We start from the raw sequence: 5,752 nt of genomic DNA, 5'->3' as shown, positions 1-5,752 counted from the left end.
GACTGCCGACTTTTTAATCAACTTACGAAGTTATGTTTTTACTATAATATATTAAACATTCGACTTTATAGACAGACGCTAATTAGTGGTTAAAATAAATTTCTTTTCCGAAGACATTCAGTTTGATCTTCCCAACAAAAAAAAAGTAATCCCCTGGATAACAAAGATCATTAAAAATGAAGGATTTTCTGTAAACCAATTAAACTTCATCTTCTGCAGTGACAACTACCTCCAAAAATTAAACCGAAAACACCTGGGTCATGATACATTAACCGATGTGCTTACCTACAATCATGCCGGGATGGGGAAAAAAGAGCAGGGGGCAAAGGGCAAGGGTCAAGGGGCGAGGAACGCTCCCGGGTTACCCGGGACGCCATGTGCAATCGAAGGAGATATTTTTATCAGCATAGACAGGGTTAAAGAAAATGCCAGGCACTATGACAACAGCTTTCCGGACGAACTTGCCAGGGTGATGATACATGGCATACTGCATCTTTTAGGATATAGTGATAAAACAGATAAAGAAAAAGCGTTGATGAGGGAAAAAGAAGATGATTGTTTATCTTTGCGTGTGTTTAAGTAAAAAAAAAATACAAAAATATCATGAGACCAACATTACCCCCTTTCAAATGCTTGCCCTGTGGAATCCCCATAGGGGTACAAAGCAATCCCACAGGGCGAACAACAAAGCTCTTCCACAGAATATATTTCTTTTTTACCCTTTCATGCCTGATTTTAATCGCATCCTGTAAAACTACTGTACACATGTCGGTATTAAAACCGGCATATATTAATGTTCCAAAAGAAATCAACAACCTGGCAGTCATCAATCGTTACAAGCCGGAAAAAGGGAAAGTATGGATCAATGTAGTAGAAGGAGCCTTAACAGGCGAAGAGATATTCGCTGATAAAGCCGGGGCCGAACATGCTGTTACAGCATTGGCAAACGGATTGAGAAATTCGCCAAAGTTCAAAGTAACAGCCCCACCTATTGAATTGGAGGGAACAGGTACAGGCGTCTTTCCTCCCCCGCTTTCTTCTACTAAAATAGCTGGATTATGCAAAGACTATACAGCGGACGCGATCATCACACTGGAAAGCCTGGACTCAGACACCAAAATAAGCGTTGTACCCTGCGAAGTGAACAAAAAAAACGAGGCGGGACAAACAATTAAGGTCCCTGCCTTTAAGGCGGTAAAAGAAATGCACATTACTGTTGGCTGGCGATTTTATTCCTGTAAAACATCAACAATAATAGATGAAGCAAGACTTTCGAAAACCAAGGTCTGGGAAAACATTAGAGATACCGAAGATGCTGCAACTGCAAATCTGATACATTCAAAGGATGCTATTTGCTCTATAGGTGACGAAGCTGGCGGGCTCTATGCCGCACGTATAGCCCCTACCTGGATCAGGGTCAATCGTTATTTTTATTCCAAAGGAAGTGATAACATGAAAATAGCCAAACGCAAGGCAGATGCCAGTGACTGGGAAGGAGCTGCCGAAATGTGGAACAAAGTGGTTGGATCTCCTGACGGGAAACTGGCAGCAAAAGCCTGCTATAATATGGCTTTAGTGAGTGAAGTATTTGGCGAGCTACAAACAGCGCTCGACTGGGCTCAAAAAGCATACATTACTTATGGCCTGAAAGATGCAAGGAAGTACACAACAATTTTGAAAAACAGGATTTATGAGCAGGACAGGTTGAGGAAGCAGATGGAGGAGTAATTCAATAGAAACAAAACAATGTTTATATGTTATTAAGAGTAAATAATTATTTTAATAATGTGGTGAGTCATACTGACACGCTGTCATTAATAGCCTGCAGCGTGATGGCAACACTAAGAAAAGGACAAATTATAGTTCTGCTTAGCAGCGCTATTATCCTTTCATACACAAAACTTTCTGCCCAAAATTACGATAAAAACATATCGAAGGGCAATAAAGCTTACCTGGCAAAAGAGTACCAAAGCGCTATAAAATACTATACAACAGCTCTCAGCCTTGTGGAAAACTTTGAGTCTGAGCATTCCATTGCACTGATGAATCTGGGGAGGTCTCAAATGATCCTGAAAAAATATAAAGATGCTGATAAAAACTTCCAATCGTGTCTTGATGTTGCTAAAAAGTACCTGAATAAAAAACAAAAGGCTCAGGTCACAAAGTGGCAAACATATTGTAAGAGCCAGCTTGGTAATACATCAGCCCGAAAAGAACTTTATCAAAAAGAAGTAAAGGTAAAGATCATTAACCTGGGAGAAAACATCAATTCGCAATACAATGACTATTGTCCATCTTTTAGCCAGGACGAAACCGTACTTGTTTTTACCTCAACAAGAAAGGGAGCTACAGGATTTGAGCAGACAGAGGAGGGCCATGATTATGAGGATTTGTTCACTTCAAAATTTGAAGATACTTTATGGCAGCCTCCGGAAAAATTAATTGGGTTGGTCAATACAAAATACCACGAGTCGGTGGCAAGCATAACTCCTGATAAAAAAAATATCTATTTTTACAGATATGAGGAAAATTATCATGGAAATCCAAAACATGGCGGGTCGGGAGATATTTTCTATGGCACAAAAATTAATGACGAGGAGGAAATAGTTGAGAGATTACCCGGCAAGATCAATACTAAATATTGGGAAAGCCACCCATTCATAACCAATGATGGTAATACCTTGTATTTTGTATCTGACAGGCCTGGCGGAATAGGTGGCAGAGACATTTACGTAAGTCATAAAGCTACTTCGGGTAAATGGCAACCTGCAAAAAATATTGGCAAACCTGTCAATACCGAACATGATGAGGCTTCTCCTTATTTTAATACTGATGCTAATATCCTTTACTTTAGTTCAAAAGGTCATCCGGGTATGGGAGGATATGATATTTTTAAAACTACTTTAAAGGAAGAAAACTGGGTTGATCCTGTAAACCTGGGTTATCCCATCAATCATGAAAGTGATGATATTTTTTTCCGCTTGACTCCATCAGGCTGGAGCGCCTATTTCTCTACTGTGAGGGAAGGAGGTTATGGCGGGTTGGATTTATATAAAGTAGCATTCCCGGAGCCCATGATAAAATTTATCACATTGATGGGACAAGCAAGTGATGCTGGCATTAGTAAATTTAAGTTTGTAAGCCTGTCTGCTGATATAATCAATAAAATTGGTTTGATTGATGAATCAAAGGTCACTGCAGAGAAAAAATACAAGGTGAAGGGTATTACCATTGGTGAATTTAGTGAAAATAACACGTTTACTTTTAAAAATCTTACCCCTGATGAAATTTCTAAACTTAGCGATGCGAAAAATTCAAATATTAGAGCCGATGGTAAATATGTTGTTGATGGAACGGTAATCGGTTCCTGGGATGAAAAAGGTGTATTCAGCTTTGCGAATCTGGATGCTGATGGAATTGCCAGGCTCGGATTAACGGCATCAGACTTTCAATCCGGACCTACGCAGGGTATGCCAAAAGAATTCAAAAAAGTAGATAGTAATGGTGATCTCTGCATTTCAGCCGATGAAATTTATGCTGCCATAGATGCTTATTTTGAAGGTGACCGCAGTTTTACAGTTGACATGCTTTTTAAATTGATTGATTATTTCTTCGTACAAGAGTGTTAAATAGCGGTTACGAGCGAATCCTGAAAGAGGGGCATTATACCAATTGCTGTTTATGCGAATGTAAATGACTGAATATGTGCGCAAAACAAAAATCTACATTATATTAAAACAGAACCAAAATTTTAGTTCATGGTTTTTGGTTATTAGTTTTAGTTCATTGGTTCAATAGTTTGCTAATGCCGGACTCATGGCACGACCAACAAACTAAAAAACTATAACCATAAACTATCAAACCATAACCAAAAACTAACAACCAAAAACTAAATATTTTACCAAATAAGGGAGACAGGTTTCCGAAAGTTAGAGTTGGCAGCGGCAGCAGCAGGAGGCAGGACTGCCAACTGCCGCTGCCTACTGCTGCTTGTTTGTTTTGTTTTACTACAAAAACAACAAAAATTTATAAAAAAAACAAAATATTGAAACCTTTATTGCATTTTATTCGTTTATATACTAAATTATGCTAAAAAAATAAAACACACAGCAGAAGGGAGAAACTAAGCTGCTTTAACAACCCAATTTAATTATGAAAACATATTTAAAAATATTGTTAAGCGCTCTCGTGATACTACCATTATTTAATTTAAAAGCCCAAACTTTTGAGACGGTGAAAGGTGTTAGAAGTGGAAATAATCTTTCTGCCTGCGATAACCCCAATAAAACAACGGTTTGTCATATTCCTTTTGACGACCCTTCCAATGCCCACACAATTTGCGTAGGGGCTAAAGCATTAGCTGCCCACTTAGCTCATGGAGATTATGTAGGAAGGTGTGATGATTCGTTTGGTCAGCTTGAATATGAATTTTGTGTTTCCCCAAATCCATACTCCGGTTATACAACTATCCATTATATATTACCCGCTGATGGCCATGTAGTAATGGATGTTTCTGATCAATTCTCTCAAAAGATTCAAACAATAGTAAACCAATCGCAGGTAGCAGGTGACTATACCTACCAATTCAGCGCCAGAAGTTTAGGGTATCCTCCGGGTTTTTATTTATTGAATTTTACCTACTTCACTACTCCGATTATCCATGAAAGTGTAATACTGCTGGAGTATTGATCTAGTGTAGCAACAATTTAGTTTTGCAACATTAATTTGTAATATATTTTATGATTACAATATTGCGTAATTAAATTGTTGCTACACTAGTTCTTGGTTTTCCCCCTTCCATATTACTATCCTGAACAATTACTTTCCTTTGATCTATATCTTTTCTTTGAATAACCTCAAACCAAACTTGATAAAATACGTAGTATTAATATTTATAGTATTATTTTTTTGTTATTTATTTGCATTTTTTATATTTGTTAGTTACTTTTATGCAATAATTGGTATTATTAAGAAACCCATTTTGAAAATCATGTCGCTTCCACGTTTTCTAATTGGTATAATTATTTCAGTGTTATTCCTGATAACACCAAAGGCCTTATCTCAACCTGTGGCTGGCTTTACATATACCTTTACCAATGGCGGCTGTGAACCGGATTCGATAGTTTTCACCAATACCAGCACAGGCGCTGTTTATTACGAATGGAATTTTGGGGATTTCTCTCCCATAGATACCAATGTTAACCCTTATCATTGGTATGGGTGTTTTTGGAGCCCTTACATGGTAATACTTACTGCTTATGACACCCTGGGAAACAGCGATACAGCTACTGCAGTTATCAACATTGAATGTTTCCCATTTGCCGATTTTTGGCCCGACCCGCTCCTTATTTGTCCTGGCAATTCTGTTGAATTTGTTAATTGGTCATTCCCTGATAATGCAGACTTTCTATGGATTTTTGATGATGGAGACAGCTCTACTGTGTTTAACCCCACACATACTTATTTGGATTCAGGTGTTTATGTTCCCACACTTATAGCAACTACTGCTTGCAGCAGCGATACAACCCCTGGTTTCGATACTGTATGGGTTATACCGAATGTTACCTTTTTTGGAAGCTTTTATGCCAGTCCAAATCCCGCCTGCCCGGGAGAAAATGTCAGTTTTTTTGGCGAGTCATTGCCCGAGCCCGTAAGCCAGTTATGGTACTTTGGCGATGGGGATAGCTCCACTGCATTTAATCCTTCTCACGCATACACTGATACGGGAGACTATGTTTTTACTTTAATTGCT

4 protein-coding genes and 1 pseudogene (1 of these 5 cut by a window edge) are annotated in these 5,752 nt (G+C 38.4%); all 5 read left to right on the top strand.

Annotation, left to right across the window (positions count from 1 at the left end):
• Positions 1-85 precede the first annotated feature (85 nt).
• The gene (gene ybeY, locus FVQ77_15705; protein ID MBW8051746.1) at positions 86-583 is read left to right on the top strand and encodes an rRNA maturation RNase YbeY; all 498 of its coding nucleotides are present in this window, start codon (positions 86-88) and stop codon (positions 581-583) included.
• A gap of 20 nt (positions 584-603) precedes the next feature.
• Positions 604-1,728, top strand: a complete 1,125-nt coding sequence (locus FVQ77_15700) for a hypothetical protein (GenBank protein MBW8051745.1) — start codon at positions 604-606, stop codon at positions 1,726-1,728.
• Positions 1,729-1,754: 26 nt separating this feature from the next.
• Positions 1,755-3,629, top strand: a complete 1,875-nt coding sequence (locus tag FVQ77_15695; GenBank protein ID MBW8051744.1) for a hypothetical protein — start codon at positions 1,755-1,757, stop codon at positions 3,627-3,629.
• 523 nt (positions 3,630-4,152) lie between these two features.
• Entirely contained in the window at positions 4,153-4,689 is a 537-nt protein-coding gene (locus FVQ77_15690) for a hypothetical protein (GenBank protein MBW8051743.1), read from the top strand.
• A gap of 301 nt (positions 4,690-4,990) precedes the next feature.
• Positions 4,991-5,752, top strand: a pseudogene (locus FVQ77_15685) (PKD domain-containing protein) (it continues 2,352 nt past the right edge of the window).

This window comes from Cytophagales bacterium (genome assembly GCA_019456305.1).
In the GTDB taxonomy this organism is placed as follows: domain Bacteria; phylum Bacteroidota; class Bacteroidia; order Cytophagales; family VRUD01; genus VRUD01.
The sequence above is the reverse complement of the archived record's forward strand: the minus strand, read 5'-3'. Positions and strand labels throughout refer to the sequence as shown.

Coding starts and splice junctions, on each gene's coding strand:
- FVQ77_15700 (MBW8051745.1), top strand. CDS start 604: ATGAGACCAACATTACCCCCTTTCAAATGCTTGCCCTGTGGAATCCCC.
- FVQ77_15690 (MBW8051743.1), top strand. CDS start 4,153: ATGAAAACATATTTAAAAATATTGTTAAGCGCTCTCGTGATACTACCA.
- FVQ77_15695 (MBW8051744.1), top strand. CDS start 1,755: ATGTTATTAAGAGTAAATAATTATTTTAATAATGTGGTGAGTCATACT.